Annotated in this window: 26 protein-coding genes; 13 read left to right on the top strand and 13 right to left on the bottom strand. The window is 52.9% G+C overall.

The features are described 5' to 3' along the window. Positions 1-49: 49 nt before the first annotated feature. The 3 genes from ACFK9X_RS13425 to manX are packed head-to-tail and all read right to left on the bottom strand — an operon-like array spanning position 50 to position 2,735. The gene (locus ACFK9X_RS13425) at positions 50-901 is read right to left on the bottom strand and encodes a PTS mannose transporter subunit IID (protein WP_151116715.1); all 852 of its coding nucleotides are present in this window, start codon (positions 899-901) and stop codon (positions 50-52) included. Positions 902-913: 12 nt separating this feature from the next. Further along, positions 914-1,714 (bottom strand): PTS mannose transporter subunit IIC, encoded by an 801-nt coding sequence (manY, locus tag ACFK9X_RS13420; RefSeq protein WP_000406918.1) that lies wholly within the window; start codon positions 1,712-1,714, stop codon positions 914-916. Between the two features lie 52 nt (positions 1,715-1,766). Beyond that, the gene (gene manX / locus ACFK9X_RS13415) at positions 1,767-2,735 is read right to left on the bottom strand and encodes a PTS mannose transporter subunit IIAB (RefSeq protein WP_151116713.1); all 969 of its coding nucleotides are present in this window, start codon (positions 2,733-2,735) and stop codon (positions 1,767-1,769) included. A 152-nt stretch (positions 2,736-2,887) separates the two neighbouring features. On the opposite strand from manX, the gene ACFK9X_RS13410 reads away from it, so the two are divergent. Together ACFK9X_RS13410 and yoaE are read left to right on the top strand one after the other, a co-directional pair. Continuing rightward, the gene (locus tag ACFK9X_RS13410; RefSeq protein WP_371061699.1) at positions 2,888-3,220 is read left to right on the top strand and encodes a protein YoaL; all 333 of its coding nucleotides are present in this window, start codon (positions 2,888-2,890) and stop codon (positions 3,218-3,220) included. Next, positions 3,208-4,767: a CNNM family cation transport protein YoaE gene (yoaE, locus tag ACFK9X_RS13405; protein WP_000421815.1), complete on the top strand. Its 1,560-nt coding sequence runs from the start codon at positions 3,208-3,210 to the stop codon at positions 4,765-4,767. Before ACFK9X_RS13410 ends, yoaE begins: the two co-directional genes overlap by 13 nt. Before the next feature lie 21 nt (positions 4,768-4,788). On the opposite strand, the gene ACFK9X_RS13400 is transcribed toward yoaE, so the two are convergent. From ACFK9X_RS13400 to pabB, 4 genes are all read right to left on the bottom strand, one after another. Next, the gene (locus ACFK9X_RS13400; protein WP_151116711.1) at positions 4,789-6,390 is read right to left on the bottom strand and encodes an EAL domain-containing protein; all 1,602 of its coding nucleotides are present in this window, start codon (positions 6,388-6,390) and stop codon (positions 4,789-4,791) included. 137 nt (positions 6,391-6,527) lie between these two features. Further along, positions 6,528-7,892 carry an L-serine ammonia-lyase gene (gene sdaA / locus ACFK9X_RS13395; RefSeq protein WP_047607539.1) on the bottom strand — a complete coding sequence of 455 codons (1,365 nt, stop codon included), beginning with the start codon at positions 7,890-7,892 and terminating at the stop codon, positions 6,528-6,530. A gap of 263 nt (positions 7,893-8,155) precedes the next feature. Next, positions 8,156-8,734: a CoA pyrophosphatase gene (locus ACFK9X_RS13390; RefSeq protein WP_000381544.1), complete on the bottom strand. Its 579-nt coding sequence runs from the start codon at positions 8,732-8,734 to the stop codon at positions 8,156-8,158. A 3-nt stretch (positions 8,735-8,737) separates the two neighbouring features. Further along, positions 8,738-10,102: an aminodeoxychorismate synthase component 1 gene (gene pabB, locus ACFK9X_RS13385; protein ID WP_151116709.1), complete on the bottom strand. Its 1,365-nt coding sequence runs from the start codon at positions 10,100-10,102 to the stop codon at positions 8,738-8,740. A gap of 80 nt (positions 10,103-10,182) precedes the next feature. Between pabB and ACFK9X_RS13380 the strand changes: the two genes are divergently transcribed. After that, entirely contained in the window at positions 10,183-10,362 is a 180-nt protein-coding gene (locus tag ACFK9X_RS13380) for a YoaH family protein (protein ID WP_000457328.1), read from the top strand. A gap of 5 nt (positions 10,363-10,367) precedes the next feature. Here the strand turns inward: ACFK9X_RS13380 and ACFK9X_RS13375 are convergent, their stop codons facing one another. Continuing rightward, on the bottom strand, positions 10,368-10,712 hold the full coding sequence (locus ACFK9X_RS13375) for a RidA family protein (protein ID WP_000029550.1): 345 nt from the start codon (positions 10,710-10,712) through the stop codon (positions 10,368-10,370). Positions 10,713-10,842: 130 nt separating this feature from the next. Here ACFK9X_RS13375 and ACFK9X_RS13370 point away from each other — a divergent pair, with 130 nt between their 5' ends. From ACFK9X_RS13370 to rnd, 5 genes are all read left to right on the top strand, one after another. Then, a complete protein-coding gene (locus ACFK9X_RS13370) occupies positions 10,843-12,753 on the top strand; it encodes an ATP-dependent DNA helicase (RefSeq protein WP_000128801.1) in 1,911 nt (636 codons plus the stop codon). A 57-nt stretch (positions 12,754-12,810) separates the two neighbouring features. After that, positions 12,811-13,506 carry a tRNA (adenosine(37)-N6)-threonylcarbamoyltransferase complex dimerization subunit type 1 TsaB gene (gene tsaB, locus ACFK9X_RS13365; protein ID WP_151116707.1) on the top strand — a complete coding sequence of 232 codons (696 nt, stop codon included), beginning with the start codon at positions 12,811-12,813 and terminating at the stop codon, positions 13,504-13,506. 71 nt (positions 13,507-13,577) lie between these two features. Further along, positions 13,578-14,159 (top strand): Slp family lipoprotein, encoded by a 582-nt coding sequence (locus ACFK9X_RS13360; protein WP_000290594.1) that lies wholly within the window; start codon positions 13,578-13,580, stop codon positions 14,157-14,159. 204 nt (positions 14,160-14,363) lie between these two features. Next, positions 14,364-16,049, top strand: a complete 1,686-nt coding sequence (gene fadD, locus ACFK9X_RS13355; RefSeq protein ID WP_000758418.1) for a long-chain-fatty-acid--CoA ligase FadD — start codon at positions 14,364-14,366, stop codon at positions 16,047-16,049. A gap of 71 nt (positions 16,050-16,120) precedes the next feature. Beyond that, a complete protein-coding gene (rnd, locus tag ACFK9X_RS13350; RefSeq protein WP_001109128.1) occupies positions 16,121-17,248 on the top strand; it encodes a ribonuclease D in 1,128 nt (375 codons plus the stop codon). Between the two features lie 121 nt (positions 17,249-17,369). Here rnd and minE read toward each other — a convergent pair whose 3' ends face one another. Genes minE through minC form a run of 3 tightly spaced genes read right to left on the bottom strand, consistent with a single transcriptional unit; the run spans position 17,370 to position 19,183 of the window. Beyond that, complete coding sequence (minE, locus tag ACFK9X_RS13345; protein ID WP_001185666.1) at positions 17,370-17,636, bottom strand: cell division topological specificity factor MinE; 267 nt, start codon at positions 17,634-17,636, stop codon at positions 17,370-17,372. Between the two features lie 3 nt (positions 17,637-17,639). Continuing rightward, complete coding sequence (minD, locus tag ACFK9X_RS13340) at positions 17,640-18,452, bottom strand: septum site-determining protein MinD (protein WP_151116705.1); 813 nt, start codon at positions 18,450-18,452, stop codon at positions 17,640-17,642. 23 nt (positions 18,453-18,475) lie between these two features. Continuing rightward, the gene (minC, locus tag ACFK9X_RS13335) at positions 18,476-19,183 is read right to left on the bottom strand and encodes a septum site-determining protein MinC (RefSeq protein ID WP_000072527.1); all 708 of its coding nucleotides are present in this window, start codon (positions 19,181-19,183) and stop codon (positions 18,476-18,478) included. Between the two features lie 125 nt (positions 19,184-19,308). Between minC and ACFK9X_RS13330 the strand changes: the two genes are divergently transcribed. The 5 genes from ACFK9X_RS13330 (at position 19,309) to ACFK9X_RS13310 (ending at position 21,704) form a co-directional block, all read left to right on the top strand. Beyond that, positions 19,309-19,602 (top strand): YcgL domain-containing protein, encoded by a 294-nt coding sequence (locus tag ACFK9X_RS13330; RefSeq protein WP_001525604.1) that lies wholly within the window; start codon positions 19,309-19,311, stop codon positions 19,600-19,602. A 49-nt stretch (positions 19,603-19,651) separates the two neighbouring features. Then, the gene (locus tag ACFK9X_RS13325; RefSeq protein ID WP_001519895.1) at positions 19,652-20,311 is read left to right on the top strand and encodes a fumarylacetoacetate hydrolase family protein; all 660 of its coding nucleotides are present in this window, start codon (positions 19,652-19,654) and stop codon (positions 20,309-20,311) included. A 92-nt stretch (positions 20,312-20,403) separates the two neighbouring features. Further along, a complete protein-coding gene (locus ACFK9X_RS13320) occupies positions 20,404-20,850 on the top strand; it encodes a YcgN family cysteine cluster protein (RefSeq protein ID WP_001285703.1) in 447 nt (148 codons plus the stop codon). A gap of 351 nt (positions 20,851-21,201) precedes the next feature. Next, complete coding sequence (locus tag ACFK9X_RS13315; RefSeq protein ID WP_001519337.1) at positions 21,202-21,339, top strand: hypothetical protein; 138 nt, start codon at positions 21,202-21,204, stop codon at positions 21,337-21,339. Positions 21,340-21,530: 191 nt separating this feature from the next. Then, a complete protein-coding gene (locus ACFK9X_RS13310; RefSeq protein ID WP_001083582.1) occupies positions 21,531-21,704 on the top strand; it encodes a GnsA/GnsB family addiction module toxin in 174 nt (57 codons plus the stop codon). Positions 21,705-21,775: 71 nt separating this feature from the next. Here ACFK9X_RS13310 and ACFK9X_RS13305 read toward each other — a convergent pair whose 3' ends face one another. Both ACFK9X_RS13305 and dsbB read right to left on the bottom strand, forming a co-directional pair. After that, entirely contained in the window at positions 21,776-22,117 is a 342-nt protein-coding gene (locus ACFK9X_RS13305; RefSeq protein WP_000018967.1) for a DUF1971 domain-containing protein, read from the bottom strand. Positions 22,118-22,225: 108 nt separating this feature from the next. Then, positions 22,226-22,756 (bottom strand): disulfide bond formation protein DsbB, encoded by a 531-nt coding sequence (gene dsbB / locus ACFK9X_RS13300; protein ID WP_000943475.1) that lies wholly within the window; start codon positions 22,754-22,756, stop codon positions 22,226-22,228. Positions 22,757-22,852: the final 96 nt, after the last annotated feature.

Here is a 22,852-nt window from a genome sequence, read left to right as displayed (position 1 = left end):
CAGAGAAATAAAAAACGGGGCCGTTTGGCCCCGGTAGTGTACAACAGCCTTACTGGCCCAGCAGTCCTACGGAGTAGCCGGCGATACCAATGACGAAGAAGCCCACGATAATCCACAGCGGGTTAACTTTCTTACGCAGCAGCCACATACAGGCAAAGGTCAACAGTAGCGGAACCAGACCCGGCATCAGCTGGTTGAGAATGGTTTGCACGGTGGTAACGCGTGTCTGACCATCCTGACCGGTGATGGTGGAAACCACCAGCGGGATATTCACATGCGTCCACTTGTTAACCAATGCCCCCATGACAAACAGGCCGAGGATTGACGCCCCCTCAGTCAGTTTTTGCAGGAAGCCGCCGCCCATATCCTTAACGATATCGACGCCTTTGCGGTAGCCATAAGCCACGCCATAATAACGGGTCGCCAGACGCACCAGGTTAAACAGGATGAAAAACAGCAGCGGACCAAGCAGGCTGCCGCTCATCGCAATACCTGCGCCCAGCGCCGCGAATACTGGACGGACGGTACCCCAGAAGATAGGGTCGCCGACGCCTGCCAGCGGTCCCATCAGACCGACTTTGATACCGTTGATAGCGCCATCGTCAATCTCTGCGCCATTCGCACGCTTTTCTTCCATTGCCAGCGTTACGCCCAGTACCGGCGCCGCAACGTAAGGATGGGTGTTAAAGAACTCCAGGTGACGTTTAATCGCCTGTTTACGCGCGTCATTATTCTCCGGATACAGGCGACGAATCGCTGGCACCATAGAGAAGCAGAAGCCCAGCGCTTGCATACGTTCGAAGTTCCATGACCCCTGGAACAGGTTAGAACGAAGAAATACGCCGCGAATATCGCTCGGAGTGAGTTTTTTCTCGGTGGTAGTTTTAGTCATATCAACCATTTCGCTCACCTGTTAGTCCAGTTCGTTATCGAGATCGTTATTGCCAGCAGCCGCTGCAGGCGCGCCCGCTACACGGTTGTATTTCGGGCTCAGCTGGATGTAAAGAATAGCCATCACTGCGCCGATGACACCCAGTGCGACCAGGTTGAAGTTTGTGAAAGCCGCGGTGACGAAACCGAGGTAGAAGAACGGCATCAGGTAGCCTGCGCGCATCATGTTGATAACCATCGCATAACCAACCACGACGATCATGCCGCCGGCGATGTTCAGACCGCCTGTGACGACTTCAGGAATCGCATTCAGCATCCCCTGTACTTCGCTGGTGCCTACAGAGATGGCAACGATAACCGCCGGGATAGCGATACGCATTGCCTGCAGGAACAGAGAAGAAACGTGCAGCCAGGAGAGCGCCGTCAGGTTGCCGTTTTCAGCCGCCTTGTCCGCCGCGTGCTGGAATGCCACGGTGATGGTACGAACGATAATGGTCAGTACCTGGCCTGCCGCCGCCAGCGGAATCGCCAGCGCGATACCGGCACCAATGCTTTGATGCCCGGCGATGACCAGAACGGTAGAGATGATGGACGCCAGTGCGGCATCAGGCGCAACGGCAGCACCGATGTTCATCCAGCCCAGAGCGATCATTTCCAGAGTACCGCCGATGATAATACCGGTTTTCATGTCCCCCAGAACGGCGCCGATTAAGGTACAGGCGATCAGCGGACGGTGGAACTGAAATTCATCAAGTACCGACTCCATACCCGCGATACATGCGACGATGAACACCAGCACAATCTGAAGAGTGGTAATCTCCATTGTACTTCTCCTATTGCTATCTTAAGTGTGAAAGCTAATTAAATGCCGGCGGTTATTTCGCCACTTTGGCAATTAAATCCATCATTTTCAGTTTCGGATCGGTGGAAACTTTACGCACCTCAAGCTCGATGCCGCGCTCGTTGAGCTTTTTAAAGGCTTCGATATCCTTTTCATCGACGGAAACGGCGTTGTTCACCTGCGTTTTACCTTGACGATAGGCCATACCGCCAATGTTCACGGAAGTGACTTTCACGCCGCCCTCAACGATGCGCTCGACGTCGGTAGGATTGGTAAACAGAAGCATCACGCGTTCACCGGCGTATTTCGGGTTATTGTAGACGCGAATCATTTTCGCGACGTCAACCACATGCGCCGTAACGCCCGGCGGCGCAACTTGCGTCAGCAGCGTTTTACGTACGGTATCCGCCGCGACTTCATCGCTCACAACAATAATACGGCTGACATTGGTCTCTTTGGTCCAGCGGGTAGCGACCTGACCGTGAATGAGGCGGTCATCAATACGGGCAAGCCCGATAACCATATAATCATTCGGGCCCATCGGTTTTGCCGGTGCGGCCGCTTTTGGCGCGGCGGCGACTGGCGCTGGCGCGGCTTTTTCTACCGGTTTCGCTTTCAGCGCTTTTACGCCTTCACGACCGGTTTCTACCGCCAGTGCGACCAGCTCGTCAAAGCTTGGATCGTCGTCACGAGCCATAAACGTTTCGACCAGCATCGGGATGTTGACGCCGGCAATAACTTCATAGCGCTCTTTATCGACGACAATGCGGCTGGCAGCATTAAACGGACTGCCTCCCCATGTATCAACGAGAAATAGCACGCCTTTACTGGTATCGAGTTTAGCCAACTGAGCGTTGTACTTTTCGATCAGCGTTTCGGCATTTTCGCCTGGAACGAAATCGAACCAGCCGACGTTTTCCTGCTCGCCTAACAGCATTTCGGCTGTTTTAAGTAACTGCTCTGCAGCCCAACCATGTGTGCCTATAACAATAGCAATGGTCACTTGCTACCTCCTTTATTATTGTCAACACATCAACTTGACAGATGTATTTTTTGAATCGCCGTCCGCAAGCGAATCGATTCAGATGAGGGTTACAACGAAAAACGCATGATTTTCGTGAATTATTTTAGATATCGAAAAAAATATTTTGTGTGATGGAGATCCGTAATTTTGTTTTCGATAATGAGAAATTTCGAAGTGTAAAATATCCTGGTTACATCTCTTTGCAAAGGAAGGTAAATCTTTGCCAAAAACCAGTTGTCTCTGTTATGTTTAGCTTCCGTTTAATTAGAATGGGGTATAGGGCAGCAGCCCGTTGTATGGATCGTCACCGACGTCATTTCACTCTTTGGCCGTTTTGCGCCTGTCAACCTGGCATATCTTGCCATAGCCTTACTTTGTTTATTGCGTTACCGCCTGCATCCTTTGAGATGTTGTGGGCGCCGTTTAGTCATTCCTTAAGCAGGAGCTTGTCATGGAATTATTAATGGATCCCTCAATTTGGGTGGGTTTACTCACGCTCGTCGTCCTGGAAATTGTCCTGGGTATCGATAACCTGGTCTTTATCGCGATCCTCGCCGATAAATTGCCGCCAAAGCAGCGTGACAAAGCGCGTCTTATCGGGCTCTCGCTGGCGCTGATTATGCGTCTGGCGCTGCTGTCCATTATTTCGTGGCTGGTGACCTTAACAAAGCCGCTCTTTACCGTCTGGGATTTTACCTTCTCCGGCCGCGATTTAATTATGCTGCTGGGCGGTATATTCCTGCTGTTTAAAGCGACCACCGAGCTGCATGAACGTCTGGAAAACCGCGAGCATGACACCGGACACGGTAAAGGCTATGCGAGCTTCTGGGTGGTAGTCACGCAGATTGTCATCCTGGATGCGGTCTTCTCGCTGGACGCCGTGATTACGGCGGTAGGTATGGTAAACCATCTGCCGGTTATGATGGCGGCGGTGGTGATTGCGATGGCGGTGATGCTACTGGCGTCAAAACCGCTGACCCGTTTTGTCAACCAGCATCCGACGGTGGTGGTGCTCTGTCTGAGTTTCCTGCTGATGATCGGCTTGAGCCTGGTGGCGGAAGGGTTTGGTTTCCATATTCCGAAAGGCTACCTGTACGCGGCAATTGGTTTCTCGATCGTTATCGAGGTGTTTAACCAGATTGCGCGCCGCAACTTTATTCGTCATCAGTCCACGTTGCCGCTGCGCGCGCGTACTGCGGACGCTATCCTGCGTCTGATGGGCGGTAAACGTCAGGCGAGTACGCAACATGAGACGGATAGCCCGGCCGCGATATCGGTGTCGGAAGGCGCCTTCGCCGAAGAAGAACGCTACATGATTAACGGCGTACTGACTCTGGCGTCGCGCTCCCTGCGCGGCATTATGACGCCGCGAGGCGAAATTAGTTGGGTGGATGCGAATCTCAGCGTAGCTGAAATCCGTCAGCAGTTACTCTCTTCTCCGCATAGCCTGTTCCCGGTATGTCGGGGCGAGCTGGATGAAATTATCGGTATCGTTCGCGCGAAAGAGTTGCTGGTGGCGCTGGAAGAGGGCGCGGATGTTGCGGCTATCGCCGCGTCTTCCCCGGCGATAGTGGTGCCGGAAACGCTTGATCCTATCAATCTGTTAGGCGTTTTGCGCCGCGCGCGCGGCAGTTTCGTTATCGTCACTAACGAGTTCGGCGTGGTGCAGGGGCTGGTTACGCCGCTGGATGTGCTGGAAGCGATTGCCGGTGAGTTCCCGGATGCCGATGAAACGCCGGAAATCGTTGCCGATGCCGAGGGCTGGATAGTGAAGGGCGGCACCGATCTCCATGCGCTACAGCAGGCGCTGGAAGTTGATCATCTGGTGAACGAAGAGGGCGATATTGCGACGGTCGCGGGGTTAGTGATCGCCGCTAATGGCCATATTCCTCGTGTAGGCGATGTCATTGATGTTCCGCCCCTGCGGATCACCATTGTCGAGGCCAACGACTATCGTGTCGATCTGGTTCGAATTGTTAAAGAACAGCCTGCCCACGACGAAGAGGAATGACGTCACACGCAGGAATCAAGTCTATAGATGCGGCATCGCGGACATAATCTGTCCGTTATGCCGGGCGGGCGGCGGCGCGCTGCCCGCCAGCCACTGTGGAAATTCGCTAATGGGCATCGGCTTCGCATAGAGATAGCCCTGTAACATTTGCACGCCATGCTGGCGCAAATGCTGTGCCTGCGTCTGGTTTTCGACCCCTTCCGCAACCAGTTCAATATTCAGTCTTTGCACCAGCGCGATAATAATATCGGTCACCGTTGAATTGACCGCATCGGTACCGATGGCGGCGGTGAAGGATTTATCGATTTTCAAAATATCCGGCCGCAGTTTTTCCAGCCAGGAGAGCGAGCTGTTTCCTGTGCCAAAATCATCGATGGCTAACTTCACGCCTTTACGATGCAGCTCGCGCATCAGGCGGTAATCAACGTCAAGCAACGCGTCGCGTTCCGTGAGCTCCAGCACCAGTTGCTGAACAGGTTCCGCACTAAACCAGTACTGATTAAGATCTTTGAGAAGCACGCCGTGTCGGAAATGGCTTGCCGCTACATTGATGCCGATATGAAACTGATGGTTGATGGGGAAGTAGTGCCGCTGCCGAATGGTTTCCGCAATCACATAGCGGGTCAGCGGCGCTATCAGGTTATGTTCCTCGGCGATAGGAATAAAAACATCCGGTGAGATCCAGCCCTGGCGCGGGTTGTTCCAGCGTAACAGGATCTCAACGCCGGTACATTGCTGCGTGCGGGCATTAAGCAACGGCTGACAAAATAGCTCAAACTCCCGTTCGGCAAGGGCCAGATTAATTTCCCAGGAAAAGCTCATTCTGCTGGCCGTTACCAGCCAGGCGATATAACCGATCAACAGGCTAAGCAATACGGCCAGCGGTAACTGCGTCGGGAGATGTTTGAACGCCAGTACGCCTGCCGACGGCCCGCTGACGCTGATAGTAAAAGGGAAATGTCGCGATGAAAGCTGGTAACGCTCTTCATCTTTTTTTAATTCCGGAAGAGTATCGACCACGCCCCGACCATATAACAGGTGCCGTTTGCCGACCGTCAGGCTGGCGCTGGTAATTTGCGGCTGCTGCGGCTCAAGTAGCATAGTCGTCAGCAAGTCAATATTCACAATTTCCATCACGCCATCCTGGCCATCGGCAGAGGCGGGATACCACTGAATGAGGATCGGGCTTCCCTTGAGTAACGATTGGTCTGTGGAAAGTAGCAGCAGATCGCCGACTGCGGGAAGATCGGGCTGAAGCTGGCGTATGGGAGTGTTACGGGCGCCAAAAATGCTTGAGCAGTAGAGAATTCCCTCTTTTACCAGCCCGATAGAACGAATGGTTTGCAGGCGGGCGGCTTGCTTACGCAACGGCAAATGCGCGGTCGCGCACGGAAGCTCAAGTAAGGGTAGCAGTATGTTTCGTCCGACCAGGAGAGGATGCAGCACATTATCCAGCGCATCAACGGCATGATTCGCGAATGCAACCGTGCGATGGTGATTTAAGTTCCGCTCCGAAATAAATCGGGTGCTCAACGTAAGAATGAGCGTGACCAGTGCACAAATCGTGCAAACAATGAAACGATTACGGCGATAATGATTGATGATCCGTTGTGCTGTTTGCATGCGGGCCGCCCAATAAGCGTTGGCGACAAAAGCCAACCGCGACACAGCAAGTGTAGTGGGGAAACGTGGAGTCGACGAGGAAGAGATAAAAATTTCGCCCATCCGTAGCAGATGGGCGAAGGGAGGGGAAACGGCGTTTAATCACACTGGACTTTAATAGCCAACCCGCCGCGCGACGTTTCGCGGTATTTTGCGTTCATGTCTTTTCCGGTCTCGTACATCGTTTCGATGACTTTATCCAACGAGACGCGCGGCGCGCTGGTTCGACGCATGGCCATACGCGCAGCGTTGATCGCTTTAACCGAAGCAATGGCGTTACGTTCGATACACGGCACCTGCACCTGACCGGCAACCGGGTCGCAGGTCAGCCCCAGGTTATGCTCCATGCCGATTTCAGCGGCAACGCAAACCTGTTCCGGGCTGGCGCCCAGCAGTTCAGCAAGGCCTGCCGCCGCCATCGAACAGGCGACCCCGACTTCGCCCTGACAGCCGACTTCCGCGCCGGAAATAGACGCGTTCATCTTATACAGCGCGCCAATAGCGCCTGCCGCCAGGAAGTAGCGGGTGTAAATATCCGGGCTGACAGACTCAATAAAATGGTCGTAGTAAGCCAGTACCGCAGGCACGATGCCGCACGCGCCGTTGGTTGGCGCCGTCACGACGCGACCACCTGCGGCGTTCTCTTCGTTCACCGCCAGAGCAAACATGTTCACCCAGTCAATGACGTTCATCGGATCGCTGGAAAGCTTATCGCTGGAAACCAGCATACGACGCAGCGCAGAGGCGCGACGCGGTACGCGCAGCGGCCCCGGCAGCACGCCTTCGGTATTCATACCGCGATCAATACAGGCTTGCATGGTCTGCCAGACGTGACCGAAATACTCTTCAATCTCTTTCTTGCTATGCAGCGCCAGTTCGTTTTGCATCACCATGCCGGAGAGTGAAAGGCCGGTGCTGTTGCAATATTCCAGCATTTCTTTCGCCGATTTAAACGGATAAGGTACAGTAACCTCATTCGTCGCTTCCTGGCCGAAATGCGCTTCATCAACGATAAAGCCGCCGCCGATGGAATAGTACGTCTTGCTATAAATGACCGTGTCGTCATGCCAGGCATGGATCTGCATCCCGTTTTCATGCAGCGGCAAATTGCCGTTGTGAAAACGCATTCCGTCATTTTTCGGGAAGTCGACTTCGTGACGTCCCTGGGCCAGTAACAGACGCTCGCGCGTTTCGACGTCGCGAATAAAACCGGGGATACTATCAATATCCACGGTAGCGGGTTCATTACCCGCCAGACCCATAATAATGGCGATATCGGTATGGTGACCTTTCCCCGTCAGCGACAGCGAGCCGTAGACATCGACAGCGACGCGGGTAACGTTATCCAGTAATCCTTTTTCGACCAGGTCATCGACGAACTGTTTACCGGCCTTCATCGGGCCAACAGTGTGGGAAGAGGAGGGACCAATCCCTACCTTAAACATGTCGAATAGGCTAATCACGATAATACTCCTGACAGGGCAACCGGGGCTTCCGGTTACGATGTTATAACTGCGCATAGTGTAAGAGGGAACGCTGGCATCAGCTTAACTATTCACATGAATTAAACTAATGAATAACCGCGTTTTTACTAATATTGCGACAGTAATCTCAAGTCGTGTCTTGCGCGCGTAAAGTTAAGTATATACACGCTGCCCTTCAGGCTGCCTCTTTGGGGGAGGCGATTGTTACCGCCTTGAGGCAACGTGAATGGCGTTGTGTACAGTCAGGGCTTTACGCCGATTTGCAGCGCCAGCTCACGAAGAATGTTTGCGGTCATGCCCCAGACGAAATAATGCTCATACCAGGAGAGCCATACGCGGTGCGAATTGCCGCGACGGTAAACATCAAGCGGATGATATCGACCCAGTTGCAACGCTTGCGCCAGCGGCATTTCAAACACCGCAGACACTTCATCTTCACTGGCGCGCCAGGGGAGATTTGGCGGAATAATGCCGACCACCGGGGTGACCTGAAAACCGGTCACGCTGTCTACCGGCGGTAAAACGCCAATCACTTCCACGGCTTGCGGCGGGATGGCGACTTCCTCCTGCGCTTCGCGAAGCGCTGCGGCGATAAGCGAAGCATCGGTACTGTCCACGGCCCCGCCGGGAAAGGCGACCTGTCCGGCGTGTTTGCGCAAATGAATAGCCCGCTGGGTCAACAGCAGCCCCGGCTGGGGGCGGCGAACCACAGGGATCAGTACGGCGGCCTGACGTTGATTTAACGTTTCATGAGTCATCTGCGGGCGCAAAAGCTGAAAGCGCGATAAGAAATGATCGAGCGTCAGACGGCTGGTATCCACGTATTAGTTCTCCAGTGGGTGCAGGATACGATTAACTTTATCAAAAGTTTCCTGATATTCCGCTTCTTCGTTGCTATCGGCCACGATACCGCCGCCGGCTGAGCAATAGAGTTGGCCCTGCGTTGCCGTGACGGTGCGGATAGTAATACTGGTATCCATCTTGCCGCAGAAACTCAGATAACCGATGCTACCGCACCAGGCGTTGCGTCGCTGCGGCTCCAGTTCGTCGATAATTTCCATCGCCCGCACTTTAGGCGCGCCGGTAATGGAGCCGCCGGGGAAAGCCGCGCGCAGCAGATCAGTGGCATGAAGCGAGTCCGGTAAACGGGCGGTAATGGTGCTAACCAGATGGTGAACGGCAGGAAATGGTTCGACGACGAACAGTTCCGGCACTTTCACCGAACCCGGTACGGCGACCCGGCCAATATCGTTACGCATCAAATCGACGATCATCAAATTTTCAGCGCGATCTTTCATTGAGTTGGCCAGTTTCTGCGCTTGCTGACGATCCGCCTGCGGATCGTTAAGCCGTGGAAGCGTACCTTTGATCGGGCGCGTCTGAATATGACCATTCTCCAGTTGGATAAAACGCTCGGGAGAAAGGCTCAATATGGCGCCGTCATGTAAACGAAGAAAGGCGCTGAACGGGGCGCGATTTGCGCGGTTAAGGCGTTCGAAAGCCTGCCATTCATCACCCTCGTAGCTCGCCTGAAAACGCTGGGAAAGATTGACCTGATAGCAGTCCCCGCTGTGCAGCCAGGCCTGCACCTGACGAAACTTCTCGCCATACTCGCAACGCGTCATATTGGATTGCCAGGCCGAGGTAAGCCTGAAGGGCGTTTGGGTCGGCGCGCGCTGGCCGGTGAGCCAGCGATATCGGGCGTCTGCATCGTGATAGCTTATCAGCGACACTACCTGTTTATGGTGATCGACAATCAGCGCCCAGTCGTAAAGGCCAATCGCCATATCGGGTAAAGCGATATCGCGCGCGGCAGTATCGGGCAGAATTTCGAAACGCCGCCCTAAATCATAACCAAACAGACCCAGCGCGCCGCCCTGAAAGGGTAAGTCAGGGTCAGGCTGAGGATGAAAAGGCAGCGCCTCCAGTTGAGTCTGCAAAACGTGTAACGGATCGTCGAGAGTGACGGTAGTCGTGCGCGCAGTACATACCGTGGTTTCCTGCGCGCGCGTGGTCAGCGTGGTGACAGGATCGGCGACCAGAATATCAAAACGGTTATAGGGATGAATAGCATCACCTGAATGCAGCAGCATCGCCCAGGGCAAATGATTTACGGGCGCAAAATAGTGTTCAGCGGCGTCCGGACGCCAGGGTAAGGTGATAACAGTGGGAGATAACGTCTTCATCATTCCTGACTCGTTACAACACTACTGGCTTACCGCCGGGTAGCGTGAAATAATTAGCGCTAACAATTTAGCAGGAGTTAATCATGTTTGCAGGTTTACCTTCACTCAGTCATGAACAACAGCAAAAAGCCGTAGAACGTATCCAGGAATTGATGTCGCAAGGTATGAGCAGCGGAGAAGCGATTGCCCAGGTGGCGGGCGAACTTCGCGCCAACCATACCGGCGAACGGATAGTGGCGCGTTTTGAGGATGAAGACGAATAACCGGCTTATACCGCCGCGACAATCTTAATCTCAACTTTATATTTCGGGTTCATCAACCCGGCCTGTACGGTACAGCGTACCGGCGCATGGCCTGCGACGACCCACGCATCCCACGCCTTATTCATGGCGGCAAAATCCGCTTTATCGCTCAGGAAAATAGTGGCATCCAGAATACGTGACTTACTGGAGCCCTGTTTTTCCAGCACCGCATCAATTTGCGCCAGAGTATTCGCCGTTTGCTCAAAAGCATCGGCGTCCAGGTTTTCCGGCACGCCGGTATACCACAGCGTATTATTGTAGATCACCACGTCTGACCAACGATCTTCGGCATCAATACGCACGATAGACATTACTTATTCCTCATTTGCTTTTCATTTGAATGGTTCAAGACTGCCACAATGTGGCGTCGCCGTCACCTCTGTAACTGGCGTAAGACTTTCTACCCTGACATAATCCCTGTGTAAATTAACAGGGGGCAGTGTGACGGACGATTTTGCAGCAGATGGCCAACTGGCCAAAGCGATAACCGGCTTTAAACCGCGCGAACCACAGCGGCAAATGGCGGTTGCCGTGACACAAGCGATTGAAAATGCGCAGCCTCTGGTTGTTGAAGCCGGCACCGGAACCGGGAAGACCTATGCTTACCTCGCTCCGGCATTGCGCGCCGGGAAAAAAGTCATTATTTCGACCGGGTCGAAAGCGTTGCAGGATCAACTCTACAGCCGCGATCTGCCGACGGTAGCAAAAGCGTTGGCGTTTACCGGTAAGACGGCCCTGTTGAAAGGACGTTCAAACTACCTCTGCCTGGAGCGGCTGGAACAACAAGCGCTGGCGGGCGGCGATTTACCGGTACAAACGTTAAGCGACGTGATATTGCTGCGCTCCTGGTCAAATCAGACGCGGGATGGCGATATCAGCACCTGCGTCAGCGTGGCGGAGGATTCCCAGGCCTGGCCGCTGGTCACCAGTACCAACGACAACTGCCTTGGCAGCGATTGCCCGCTCTACAAAGAGTGCTTTGTGGTGAAAGCGCGTAAAAAGGCGATGGACGCGGATGTGGTGATTGTAAACCACCACCTTTTTCTTGCGGATATGGTGGTTAAAGAGAGCGGGTTTGGCGAACTTATCCCTCAGGCTGAAGTAATGATCTTCGATGAAGCCCACCAACTGCCTGACATCGCCAGCCAGTATTTCGGACAATCGCTCTCCAGCCGTCAGTTACTGGATTTAGCAAAAGACATCACCATCGCCTACCGGACGGAACTGAAAGACACTCAACAGTTGCAAAAATGCGCCGATCGCCTTGCCCAGAGCGCCCAGGATTTTCGTCTGCAACTGGGGGAGCCCGGCTACCGGGGAAATTTGCGTGAACTGTTAGCCGACCCACGTATCCAACGGGCATTTTTACTGCTGGATGATACGCTGGAGCTTTGTTACGACGTGGCGAAGCTGTCGCTGGGCCGTTCGGCGCTGCTGGATGCGGCTTTTGAACGCGCCACGCTATACCGTTCACGGCTGAAACGCTTAAAAGAGATCAATCAGCCGGGATACAGCTACTGGTATGAGTGCACCTCGCGCCATTTCACCCTGGCGCTGACGCCGCTCACCGTGGCGGACAAATTCAAAGAGGTGATGGAACAGAAGCCCGGTAGCTGGATTTTTACCTCGGCCACGTTGTCGGTAAATGATGATCTTCACCACTTTACCGCCCGTCTGGGAATTGAACAGGCAGAATCCATGCTACTGCCCAGCCCATTCGACTATACGCGCCAGGCGTTACTCTGCGTACCGCGTAACCTACCGCAAACCAACCAGCCCGGCGCGGCGCGACAGTTGGCGGCTATGCTCAGGCCGATTATCGAAGCCAATAACGGGCGATGTTTTATGCTGTGCACCTCGCACGCCATGATGCGCGATCTGGCGGAGCAGTTTCGCGCCACCATGACGCTGCCAGTATTATTGCAAGGGGAAACCAGTAAAGGCCAACTGTTACAGCAATTTGTTAGCGCCGGAAACGCGCTGCTCGTCGCCACCAGCAGCTTCTGGGAAGGGGTGGACGTGCGCGGCGATACGTTATCGTTGGTGATTATCGACAAATTGCCGTTTACCTCCCCGGACGACCCGCTGTTAAAAGCGCGAATGGAAGACTGTCGTTTGCGCGGCGGCGATCCGTTTGATGAGGTTCAACTGCCCGACGCGGTGATTACGCTGAAGCAGGGAGTAGGGCGGCTGATTCGCGATGCGGACGATCGCGGGGTGTTAGTGATTTGTGATAACCGGCTGGTGATGCGGCCCTATGGCGCCACGTTTCTCGCCAGCCTGCCTCCTGCGCCGCGCACGCGTGATATCGCCCGTGCCGTTCGCTTTCTTGCGATTCCATCCGCCGAGTAATTTGTTACGGAGTATGGTAAGATGCGCGCTATTTTATTGATCTAAGCACGAAACCTCATGCGAATTCTGGCTATCGATACCGCCACAGAGGCCTGTTCTGTCGCCCTGTGGAACAACGGTACTATCAATGCTCACTTTGAGCTTTGTCCACGAGAACACACTCAACGTATCCTGCCCATGGTGCAGGAGATTCTGGCCGCCGGCGGCGTCTCGCTCAATGAGATAGATGCGCTGGCGTTTGGGCGCGGTCCGGGCAGCTTTACCGGCGTGCGTATCGGCATTGGGATTGCGCAAGGGCTGGCGTTAGGGGCAAATCTGCCGATGATCGGTGTTTCGACGCTTGCCACGATGGCGCAGGGCGCGTGGCGTAAAACCGGCGCGACCCGCGTACTCGCCGCGATTGACGCGCGGATGGGCGAAGTGTACTGGGCGGAATACCAGCGTGATGCGCAGGGCGTCTGGCAGGGCGAAGAGACGGAAGCGGTGCTGAAACCGGAACGAGTCGGCGAGCGGTTGAAACAGCTTTCCGGCGAGTGGGCGACAGTAGGAGCGGGTTGGTCCGCGTGGCCCGATCTGGTGAAGGAGTGCGGCCTGACGCTTCATGATGGGGAGGTGTCGCTCCCGGCAGCGGAAGATATGCTGCCCATCGCCAGTCAAAAGCTGGCGGCAGGAGAGACCGTTGCCGTGGAACATGCCGAGCCGGTTTATTTGCGTAACGAAGTGGCGTGGAAGAAACTTCCCGGCAAAGAATGACTCTCACTACTATTACCCCCCATACTTTATGCTGTGGGGTGGAATAGAGGTCGAGAAAAAGGAGTCGCATCATGGCGGTTCAAAAACGGTTAATAAAAGGGGCGCTGGCGTGCGCTTTTGCGCTTATGCTGAGCGGTTGCGTGACTATCCCGGATGCCATTAAAGGTTCGAGTCCGACGCCACAGCAGGATTTGGTGCGGGTGATGAATGCGCCACAGCTCTATATCGGGCAAGAGGCGCGTTTCGGCGGCAAAGTTGTGGCGGTGCAAAATCAGCAGGGAAAAACCCGGCTTGAAATCGCGACCGTACCGCTTGATAGCGGCGCGCGTCCTGTTCTGGGCGAAGCCTCGCGCGGCAGAATTTTTGCCGATGTGAACGGTTTTCTGGACCCGGTGGACTTCCGTGGCCAGTTAGTTACCGTTGTTGGCCCGATAACCGGCACGGTTGACGGTAAAATCGGCAATACGCCGTATAAATTTATGCTGATGCAGGCTACCGGTTATAAACGCTGGCATCTTGTTCAGCAGGTCGTCATGCCTCCACAGCCGATCGATCCGTGGTTTTACGGCGGACGCGCCTGGCCTTATGGCTATGGCGGTTGGGGGTGGTATAACCCTGGACCCGCAGAGGTTCAGACGATAGTAACAGAGTAACTCTTTGTTTTATCAATAAAAGAAACAGCGGCTGGTCCGCTGTTTCTGCATTCATAGAGACATAATAAAAATAAATAGTGACGCGCTTCGCAACCTTTCAGTTGCGTAATTAATAAACTGGTACGCTGAGTTAATATAATGTTAACGACTTGTTTATTAACTGGGGTTGTGATGACGACGAACACTCATTTTAGAGGTGATGCATTGAAGAAGGTTTGGCTTAACCGTTATCCTGCTGATGTTCCGGCGGAGATCAATCCTGACCGTTATCAATCCCTGGTTGAACTGTTTGAACATGCGGCGACGCGCTATGCCGATCAGCCTGCGTTCGTTAATATGGGGGAGGTAATGACCTTCCGTAAATTAGAAGAACGTAGTCGGGCATTTGCGGCTTATTTACAACAAGGGCTGGGACTCAAAAAAGGCGACCGTGTGGCGCTGATGATGCCAAACCTGTTGCAGTATCCCGTCGCGCTATTTGGTATTTTACGCGCCGGCATGATTGTGGTGAACGTTAACCCGCTTTACACGCCGCGCGAACTTGAGCATCAGCTTAACGATAGCGGCGCGGCGGCAATCATTATTGTTTCTAACTTTGCCCATACGCTGGAAAAAGTAGTCGAGAAAACGTCGGTACAGCACGTTATTCTGACGCGGATGGGCGACCAGCTTTCTACCGCCAAAGGTACGGTTGTTAACTTTGTCGTGAAATACATCAAGCGTCTGGTGCCAAAATACCACTTGCCAGATGCGATCTCGTTTCGCAGCGCGCTACAGCATGGCTACCGTATGCAGTATGTCAAACCCGAGGTTGTCGCTGAAGATCTGGCTTTCCTGCAATATACCGGCGGTACGACGGGCGTGGCGAAAGGCGCGATGTTGACCCACCGCAATATGCTGGCGAATCTGGAGCAGGTGAAAGCGACCTATGGGCCGCTGCTGCACCCGGGGAAAGAGCTGGTAGTGACCGCGCTGCCGCTGTATCACATTTTTGCCTTAACCATGAACTGTCTGCTTTTTATCGAGCTGGGTGGGCAAAACCTGCTGATTACCAATCCGCGTGATATCCCCGGCCTGGTCAAGGAGCTGGCGAAATATCCATTTACGGCGATGACCGGCGTTAATACGCTATTCAACGCCCTGCTCAATAATAAAGAGTTTCAACAGCTGGATTTTTCTTCGCTGCATCTGTCAGCCGGCGGCGGGATGCCGGTGCAAAACGTCGTTGCGGAACGTTGGGTAAAGCTGACCGGGCAATACCTGCTGGAAGGCTACGGGCTGACCGAGTGCGCCCCGCTGGTGAGCGTCAACCCGCATGATATTGATTATCACAGCGGCAGTATCGGCCTGCCAGTACCGTCAACAGAAGCCAAACTGGTGGATGACGATGATAACGAAGTCGCGCCGGGTGAGGCCGGAGAGCTTTGCGTGAAAGGCCCGCAGGTTATGCTGGGATACTGGCAGCGTCCTGACGCGACGGATGAAATCATTAAAGATGGCTGGCTGCATACGGGCGATATTGCGGTTATGGATGAAGACGGCTTTCTGCGGATTGTCGATCGTAAGAAAGATATGATTCTGGTTTCTGGTTTCAACGTTTATCCAAACGAAATTGAAGATGTGGTGATGCAGCATTCTGGCGTGCAGGAAGTCGCGGCGGTTGGCGTGCCTTCCGGTAGTAGCGGCGAAGCGGTGAAGCTTTTTGTGGTTAAGAAAGATCCGGCATTGACTGACGATGCGTTGATCACCTTCTGCCGTCGCCATCTGACCGGATATAAGGTGCCCAAACAGGTCGAGTTTCGCGAGGAATTACCAAAATCTAACGTTGGGAAAATTTTACGACGAGAACTGCGTGACGAAGCCCGTGGCAAAGTAGACAATAAAGCCTGAGCGTTAAGTCAGCTAACGAGAGACGCCGGTTAAGCCGGTGTTTTTTTGGCGCGAACCAAAGAGAACACGATTTGAATTACCAAATGATTGAAACGGACGATGCGCTGGCGAGCCTGTGTGAGGCTGTCCGCGCATGTCCGGCTATTGCTTTAGATACGGAATTTGTCCGTACCCGCACCTATTACCCGCAGTTAGGATTGATCCAGTTATTTGACGGGGCAAATGTCGCCCTGATCGATCCGCTCGGCATCAGCGACTGGTCGCCGTTAAAAGCGGTGTTGCGCGATACGGGAATCACCAAATTTCTGCACGCGGGTAGCGAAGATCTGGAAGTATTTCTGAATGCGTTTGGCGAACTGCCGGAACCTCTGATTGATACGCAAATTCTGGCGGCGTTTTGCGGGCGTCCGCTGTCGTGGGGTTTTGCGTCGATGGTAGAAGAGTATACGGGCGTGGCTCTGGACAAAAGCGAGTCTCGTACCGACTGGTTAGCCCGGCCTTTAAGCGAACGTCAGTGTGAATACGCGGCGGCGGATGTCTGGTATCTGTTACCGATCGCCAAAAAGCTGATGATTGAAACTGAAGCCGCAGGATGGCTGCCTGCCGCGCTTGATGAATGCCGATTGATGCAGCAGCGTCGTCAGGAGATTCAGGCGCCGGAAGAAGCATGGCGGGATATCACCAATGCCTGGCAACTGCGTACTCGCCAGTTAGCCTGTCTGCAACTTTTAGCTGACTGGCGGCTGCGTAAGGCGCGTGAGCGCGATATGGCGGTGAACTTTGTTGTGCGTGAAGAAAACCTGTGGGCGGTCGCGCGTTATATGCCGGGCAGTCTCGGTGAGCTGGATAGCCTGGGGCTTTCCGGCAGCGAGATTCGTTTTCACGGCAAGACGTTGATATCGCTGGTGGCGAAAGCACAGGCGTTACCGGAAGAGGCATTGCCGGAACCCCTGTTGAATCTGATGGACATGCCGGGCTATCGCAAAGCGTTTAAGGCCATCAAAGCGCTGGTGGCGGAGGTGAGCGCGTCGCATCACGTCAGCGGCGAGCTACTGGCATCGCGTCGGCAGATTAATCAGTTGCTTAACTGGCACTGGAAATTAAAACCGCAAAATGGGCAACCGGAATTGATTTCCGGCTGGCGCGCCGAACTGATGGCGGAGAAGTTAACTCTTCTGTTGCAGGAGTATCCGCGTTAACGACGGTAATTGCCGGGAAAACGGCCAGTGAAATAAATGTCCGTATTCGGAATAATGTAAAAAAATAAAAAAGGCAGATTCTTCTGCCTTTTTTAATCCAGGAATTTTCCCATAAAAGAGCTTATTTTGACTCTTCGGCTTCCGGCAGCGTTACGTTAAGTTCAAGGATGGAGATATCACCATCTTTTTGCTCAAGCTGGACGGTAACCATTTCCGGATCGATTTGTACGTATTTACAAATGACCTCAAGAATATCTTTACGTAACTGCGGTAAATAATGCGGTTCGGCATCGCTACGGCGACGTTCCGCGACAATGATTTGCAACCGCTCTTTTGCAATATTAGCGGTACTCTTTTTCCGCGAGAGAAAAAAATCCAGTAATGCCATAATTTATCCTCCGAACAGGCGTTTGAGGAAACCTTTCTTCTCTTCTTCAATGAAGCGGAAAGGACGTTCTTCTCCCAACAGACGATCTACGGTATCTGCATAGGCTTTACCCGCATCCGCAGTGGCGTCAAGAATCACCGGTTCACCCTGGTTAGATGCGCGCAGTATGGATTGATCTTCCGGGATCACCCCGACAAGTTTAATACGCAGAATCTCCAGTACATCTTCCATGCTGAGCATGTCGCCTTTATTGACGCGGCCTGGATTGTAGCGCGTCAACAGGAGATGTTCTTTAATCGGTTCTTCGCCATTTTCTGCGCGACGAGATTTCGATGCCAGAATACCCAGAATACGGTCCGAGTCACGGACAGAAGAGACTTCCGGGTTGGTCGTAATGATCGCTTCATCGGCAAAATAGAGCGCCATCAGCGCCCCGGTTTCGATACCCGCCGGCGAGTCGCAAACGATGAACTCAAAGTCCATCGCTTTCAGTGAGTCCAGTACCTTAGCGACGCCTTCGCGCGTTAGCGCGTCTTTATCCCGGGTCTGCGACGCCGGAAGAATGAAGAGATTTTCAGTACGCTTATCTTTGATCAGCGCCTGATTCAGTGTCGCATCGCCCTGAATGACGTTTACAAAATCGTAAACGACACGACGTTCGCACCCCATAATCAGATCGAGGTTACGCAGTCCGATATCAAAATCAATGACGACAGTTTTCTTTCCCTTCTGGGCCAAACCTGTAGCGATGGCCGCGCTGGAGGTGGTCTTGCCAACGCCCCCTTTACCCGAAGTAACAACAATAATGCGTGCCATAAAAATTCCTTGTTAAAAAGGGATCAATTCAACGGTTGAACTGTCAAAGCGTTGTCTGCTAAACGCAGGCGCGCCGCTTTGCCATAAAATTCTGCCGGGATTTTATCACTCAGCCAGTAAACACCTGCGATAGAGACCAGTTCTGCCGTCAGATGGGTACAAAAAATTTGCGCTTCCCGATCGCCGCTCGCCCCTGCCAGCGCGCGACCTCTCATCATGCCATAGACATGGATATTGCCGTCAGCGATAAGTTCTGCGCCAGCGCTGACGTGACTTGTAACAATCAGATCACATTGTGGAGCATAAATGCGCTGACCGGAACGAACCGGAACATCAATTAATCGCGTTTTTGTGATGGGATTAGCGTTTTGCGGCGGTTCGCTGGGCGTTGCCGGCTCAACGGGCGCAGGCCGAACCGCTTTCTCTTTACCTTCAGTCAGTAAAGGAAGACCCATCCGATCGATTTCTACTTTCAGGCTGGCGTCTTTACAGCCGCTCACGCCGATAATGCGTAAGCCGGTTGAGGTCACGATCTTATGCAGTTCCGGCCAGTTTACCGGGCTTTCAAGACCGCTAACGTTAATAACGACAGGGGCGTGTTTTAAAAACGCAGGAGCCTGCGCTATTTTGTCTTCTAACGCCTGACGAATAACCTCTGGTTCCGCTTCATGCAAATGAACCACTGATAAGGTGAAGCTACTGCCTTTAAGCTCGATTGGCGTGTTTGACATCCTGGCCTTACTCAATTTGCTATTTATCATCTCCGATACGGAGTGATATTCCGAAGTCCAGAAGGCATGTTATAGTCAGTATTATATTGAGGCAAGTCACCATCCCGTTAATTCAGAGTAAAAGTATGTTTTGTGTGATCTATAGAAGTAGCAAGCGCGATCAAACCTATTTGTATGTCGAAAAAAAAGACGATTTTTCGCGGGTGCCTGAAGCGTTGATGAAAGGATTCGGTCAGCCGCAGTTAGCGATGATGCTGCCGCTTGATGGACGTAAAAAATTAGTCAATGCCGAGCTCGAAAAAGTAAAACAGGCGTTAAGCGAGCAGGGCTATTATTTACAATTGCCGCCGCCGCCGGAAGATTTGCTGAAACAACATCTTTCTTCGGTGGGACAAAATACGTCGCCCGCTGACCGTTAAACGGTATTCGGTGCCGCGCCTGAATTCCATCATGATCTTAGGGGAAAATATGTATCAACATCGTAACTGGCAAGGTGCCTTGCTTGATTACCCGGTAAGTAAAGTGGTCTGCGTGGGCAGTAATTACGCAAATCACATCAAGGAGATGGGCAGCGCGACGCCGGAAGAACCCGTGCTTTTTATCAAGCCGGAAACCGCATTGTGTGATATTCGCCAGCCGCTGGCGATTCCGGCGGATATGGGGGCTGTTCATCATGAAGTTGAGCTTGCTGTGCTGATTGGCGCAACGCTCCGCCAGGCGACCGAAGATCATGTACGTAAAGCGATAGCCGGTTATGGCGTGGCGCTTGATTTAACCCTGCGCGATATTCAAGGGAAAATGAAAAAGGCAGGACAGCCCTGGGAAAAAGCCAAAGGTTTTGATAACGCATGTCCGATTTCAGGCTTCATCCCTGTCGCGGCCTTCTGCGGCGATCCGCAAAATACGGTTATCGGACTTAACGTTAATGGCGAGGTTCGCCAGCAAGGGTCGACCGCGGATATGATTCATCCTATTGTGCCCCTTATCGCCTATATGAGCCGCTATTTTACGCTCAAAGCCGGGGACGTGGTGCTAACCGGCACGCCGGCAGGCGTGGGGCCATTATTAAGCGGCGATGAGCTGGACATTCGTTTTAATGGCGAAACGTTGTCTACCCGCGTTCTGTAAAATCTGCTTGCCGCCTTCAGCGGCGGTAAAACTTGCATCTGCAGGCCAGACTGGTTATAAGGTGCAGCTTTAGTGCAATGGCGGATACTTTAATGAGCGATACACCTTTCTGGCAACGTAAAACCCTGGATGAAATGACCGATGCCGAGTGGGAGTCGCTGTGCGATGGCTGCGGTCAATGCTGCCTGCATAAGCTGATGGATGAAGATACAGATGAAATCTACTTCACCAACGTGGCGTGCAGGCAATTAAATATCAAAACGTGCCAGTGCCGTCATTATGAACGCCGTTTTGAATTTGAACCCGACTGTATCAAACTCACTCGCGAAAACTTGCCAGACTTTGAATGGTTGCCGATGACCTGCGCCTACCGTTTGTTGGCGGAAGGTAAGCCCTTGCCGACGTGGCATCCGCTGCTGACTGGATCGAAAGCCGCTATGCATGGCGAGCGAATTTCTGTCCGTCATATCGCGGTTAAAGAATCTGAAGTACGGGACTGGCAGGATCATATTTTAAATAAACCGTCGTGGGCAGAATAAGTCTTCGGCAAAACGGCTGATTGTTTACAATTCTTTAATTTACGCCGGGCGACCCCTGAAATCAGGAATTGCGTGCAAATTCCGTCACCTGGCGTTATCACTGCCTTCTACTCCTCCCTGACGCGCCTTGTCGCTGCGCTCGCGCACGTATGGTGGCGACTCTATACTTTCAAAGCAGTATATCGCTGCCTATCCTGAGGAGTTACCCCATGAATAACCAACCGTTGCGCGTTTCAAAGGATCAGCCCAGGAAGCCTGATAAGACACACGAAGACGAAGGAAAAAATCCAAAGAAAAACCAAAAGTAGTGCTGTAGGGTATCTTTAATAACTATGGTTCGTTGGAGGCTTTATGTCTGAACGTCCTGATTTAGTCGATCCATTACCAGAGGATGAGCCGCTTCCTGGTGAAAATATTCCGGATACGCCAGAGGGAGACGATCCTCTCGACCCGGATACCCAGAATGAGGTTGAAGATCCTCGTAGATAGCGTCTTGTGCTATTAACCAACCGCCTGATGCACCGTCTGTGCCAGGCGGTTTTTTACATCTTTCAAAGTGAAACATCCTGATAACTCTCAGAAAGATAGCCTATAATTTTTTGTACGTTAAAATAGTAGCGCGTCCATGACGACACTGTCTTATTGCGCTTAGCCGTTTGCGAGTTCAAAGGAGGAAATCAATGAACAGCGAAGAGTTGACACATAAAGCAGAAGAGGAAATCGCGGCACTCATTAGCAAAAAGGTCGCCGAACTACGGAAGAAAACCGGGCAAGAGGTTTCCGAAATAGAGTTCGCGCCGCGAGAAACGATGAAAGGGCTTGAGGGATACCACGTTAAAATTAAACTACTCTAGCGTTTAATTAGCGCCATTAATCACCTGGCTACTGGGCGGGACGCCGCCCAGTGGTGACTGGTTTACCGATGTCAGGCTTTTTTCTGTTGATACATTTCCTCGCCCTGATGGTCTTCCTCTACCCAAAAATGAATGTTGAACCGCGCATCATCGCTCAGTTCTACCCGATGCCAGTATTGCGGCGGACTGGTGGCGAATTGCCCGGCATTAATTACCACTTTCACTTCTGGTTCTGTCGCGGTTTCATTCGCAAAGCCATAGTAGGTCACGGTGCCTTCCATCACGCAGAGTTGTCCGAAAACGCCTGCCGCTGTGTTGTGATGAGAGAGCAGTGCCGCCGGAACATTCTCTTTGGTGAAAAAGGGGGTAGAGCGTTTAACTTTCCAGTTTGCCGGGATGCGTAAGTGGGACATAAGACATCTCCCTGATGTGGTGATTAAAAGATGTATTTAATATACACCTTTTAATCACTGGCAAACAACGCTTCGGGCAAAAAAAACGCTCCCGAAGGAGCGTGTGTATCAACGACCGAACAGGTCGCGTTTTTTAGGCTTAAATGCCTGGGCTATGACGACGGCTATCGCCACCACAAGGTAAGCGGCAAAGATCCCCAACAGCCATTGCGGCATCTCCAGCGTTAAAAACGACCACTGGCGTTCGGCGCAATCACCGGATGCCACAAACACCTGTGGCAGCCATTTACCCAACGGCAACCAGTCTGGAAAGCGCGCCATAAAGTCACAGGTCATGAACGGCGAGGGATGCAACTGAATCATCGTATGTTCATACGCCAGTTGTAGACCCCGCCAGGCGCTGTAAATCCAGATAACCATTGCCACGTATCGCAGCGGCGTTTTCGGCGCTATTGCGCCGACCAGACCCGCGCCCATCACGCCAAACAGGGCGCAACGTTCGTAAATACATAGCACGCAAGGTTTAAGTAACATGACGTGCTGGAACCACAGCGCCACCATTTCCAGCGCCAGGGCGGTAAACGCCATCAGTAACCATGCGCCCCGACCCCGTGAGCACTGGTTTAAAAATCGCAACATAATAATTTCCCTGCAACATGCGTAGAGACCGCAGTGTAAACCAATTCAATTCGTGCGCCACTAGCGGGAAATGAAATAATGTGTAATTGGATAATT

Origin of the sequence: Salmonella sp. WC3, assembly GCF_042932255.1 — a bacterium.
In the GTDB taxonomy this organism is placed as follows: domain Bacteria; phylum Pseudomonadota; class Gammaproteobacteria; order Enterobacterales; family Enterobacteriaceae; genus Salmonella; species Salmonella enterica.
Note: the sequence above shows the minus strand (reverse complement) of the source record. Positions and strands in the feature narration are given on the sequence as shown.

Coding starts and splice junctions, on each gene's coding strand:
- ACFK9X_RS13425 (WP_151116715.1), bottom strand. CDS start 901: ATGGTTGATATGACTAAAACTACCACCGAGAAAAAACTCACTCCGAGC.
- manY (WP_000406918.1), bottom strand. CDS start 1,714: ATGGAGATTACCACTCTTCAGATTGTGCTGGTGTTCATCGTCGCATGT.
- ACFK9X_RS13410 (WP_371061699.1), top strand. CDS start 2,888: ATGGAGATCCGTAATTTTGTTTTCGATAATGAGAAATTTCGAAGTGTA.
- yoaE (WP_000421815.1), top strand. CDS start 3,208: ATGGAATTATTAATGGATCCCTCAATTTGGGTGGGTTTACTCACGCTC.
- ACFK9X_RS13400 (WP_151116711.1), bottom strand. CDS start 6,390: ATGCAAACAGCACAACGGATCATCAATCATTATCGCCGTAATCGTTTC.
- pabB (WP_151116709.1), bottom strand. CDS start 10,102: ATGATGAAGACGTTATCTCCCACTGTTATCACCTTACCCTGGCGTCCG.
- ACFK9X_RS13380 (WP_000457328.1), top strand. CDS start 10,183: ATGTTTGCAGGTTTACCTTCACTCAGTCATGAACAACAGCAAAAAGCC.
- ACFK9X_RS13375 (WP_000029550.1), bottom strand. CDS start 10,712: ATGTCTATCGTGCGTATTGATGCCGAAGATCGTTGGTCAGACGTGGTG.
- tsaB (WP_151116707.1), top strand. CDS start 12,811: ATGCGAATTCTGGCTATCGATACCGCCACAGAGGCCTGTTCTGTCGCC.
- ACFK9X_RS13360 (WP_000290594.1), top strand. CDS start 13,578: ATGGCGGTTCAAAAACGGTTAATAAAAGGGGCGCTGGCGTGCGCTTTT.
- minE (WP_001185666.1), bottom strand. CDS start 17,636: ATGGCATTACTGGATTTTTTTCTCTCGCGGAAAAAGAGTACCGCTAAT.
- minD (WP_151116705.1), bottom strand. CDS start 18,452: ATGGCACGCATTATTGTTGTTACTTCGGGTAAAGGGGGCGTTGGCAAG.
- minC (WP_000072527.1), bottom strand. CDS start 19,183: ATGTCAAACACGCCAATCGAGCTTAAAGGCAGTAGCTTCACCTTATCA.
- ACFK9X_RS13330 (WP_001525604.1), top strand. CDS start 19,309: ATGTTTTGTGTGATCTATAGAAGTAGCAAGCGCGATCAAACCTATTTG.
- ACFK9X_RS13325 (WP_001519895.1), top strand. CDS start 19,652: ATGTATCAACATCGTAACTGGCAAGGTGCCTTGCTTGATTACCCGGTA.
- ACFK9X_RS13320 (WP_001285703.1), top strand. CDS start 20,404: ATGAGCGATACACCTTTCTGGCAACGTAAAACCCTGGATGAAATGACC.
- ACFK9X_RS13315 (WP_001519337.1), top strand. CDS start 21,202: ATGTCTGAACGTCCTGATTTAGTCGATCCATTACCAGAGGATGAGCCG.
- ACFK9X_RS13310 (WP_001083582.1), top strand. CDS start 21,531: ATGAACAGCGAAGAGTTGACACATAAAGCAGAAGAGGAAATCGCGGCA.
- ACFK9X_RS13305 (WP_000018967.1), bottom strand. CDS start 22,117: ATGTCCCACTTACGCATCCCGGCAAACTGGAAAGTTAAACGCTCTACC.
- dsbB (WP_000943475.1), bottom strand. CDS start 22,756: ATGTTGCGATTTTTAAACCAGTGCTCACGGGGTCGGGGCGCATGGTTA.